Here is a 1,169-nt window from a genome sequence, read left to right as displayed (position 1 = left end):
CGGTGGAGTGACACCGGTGGCCTCAACCACCACCAATGCCAGTGGCGTCTACAGCTTCACGGGCCTGACACCTGGGGTGAGCTACACAGTCGTGTTTGCAGCCCCGACGGGCTATACCGCTACGGTGGCCAACGTAGGTGATGACGCCACCGACAGTGATGCCGATCCGGTGACGGGTCGCTCGGGCAGCTACACCTTGGCGGCCAATGAGAGCAACCTGACGGTGGACGCGGGCTTCTTCCGCCCGGCCTCATTGGGTGACAAGGTCTTCGTTGATGCTAACCGCGATGGGCTGCAACAGCCCTCGGAGACGGGTCTGGCCTCGGTGACGGTGACGCTGGTGAGCAACGGTACGGCCCTGGCCAGTGTGGTGACGGGCGCTGATGGCGTCTACAGCTTCACGGGCCTGACGCCGGGCGTGCCTTACTCAGTGAGCTTCACGGCTCCGGCCAACTACACAGCCTCTACGCCGAACGTTGGGGGGGATGATACCTTAGATAGTGACCCCATCAACGGCATCACTCAGAGTGTGACCTTGGCCTCAGGGCAAAACAATACGACAATCGATGCGGGCTTCTCGCTGCTGACGGCATCGTTAGGTGATCTGGTCTTCGAGGACAGCAACGCCAACGGCCAGCAGGATGCGGGTGAGGCTGGCATCGCCGGGGTAGCCGTGCAGCTCTTGGCTGACGGTGGAGTAACACCGGTGGCCTCAACCACCACCAATGCCAGTGGCGTCTACAGCTTCACGGGCCTGACACCTGGGGTGAGCTACACAGTCGTGTTTGCAGCCCCGACGGGCTATACCGCTACGGTGACCAACGTAGGTAACGATGCCACCGACAGTGATGCGGATCCGGTGACGGGTCGCAGTGGCAGCTACACCTTGGCGGCCAATGAGAGCAACCTGACGGTGGACGCGGGCTTCTTCCGCCCGGCCTCATTGGGTGACAAGGTCTTCGTTGATGCTAACCGCGATGGGCTGCAACAGCCCTCGGAGACGGGTCTGGCCTCGGTGACGGTGACGCTGGTGAGCAACGGTACGGCCCTGGCCAGTGTGGTGACGGGCGCTGATGGCGTCTACAGCTTCACGGGCCTGACGCCGGGCGTGCCTTACTCGGTGAGCTTCACGGCTCCTGCCAACTTCACGGCCTCTACACCAAATGTGG

Annotated in this window: 1 protein-coding gene; it reads left to right on the top strand. The window is 62.7% G+C overall.

The window, feature by feature from the left end; translation table 11 throughout:
* Positions 1–1,169 (top strand): SdrD B-like domain-containing protein (locus tag DYU11_RS32835; protein WP_147368102.1); only part of this gene is annotated, 1,169 nt, incomplete at both ends.

The organism is Fibrisoma montanum, assembly GCF_003583365.1.
GTDB lineage: Bacteria > Bacteroidota > Bacteroidia > Cytophagales > Spirosomataceae > Fibrisoma > Fibrisoma montanum.
The sequence above is the reverse complement of the archived record's forward strand: the minus strand, read 5'-3'. Positions and strand labels throughout refer to the sequence as shown.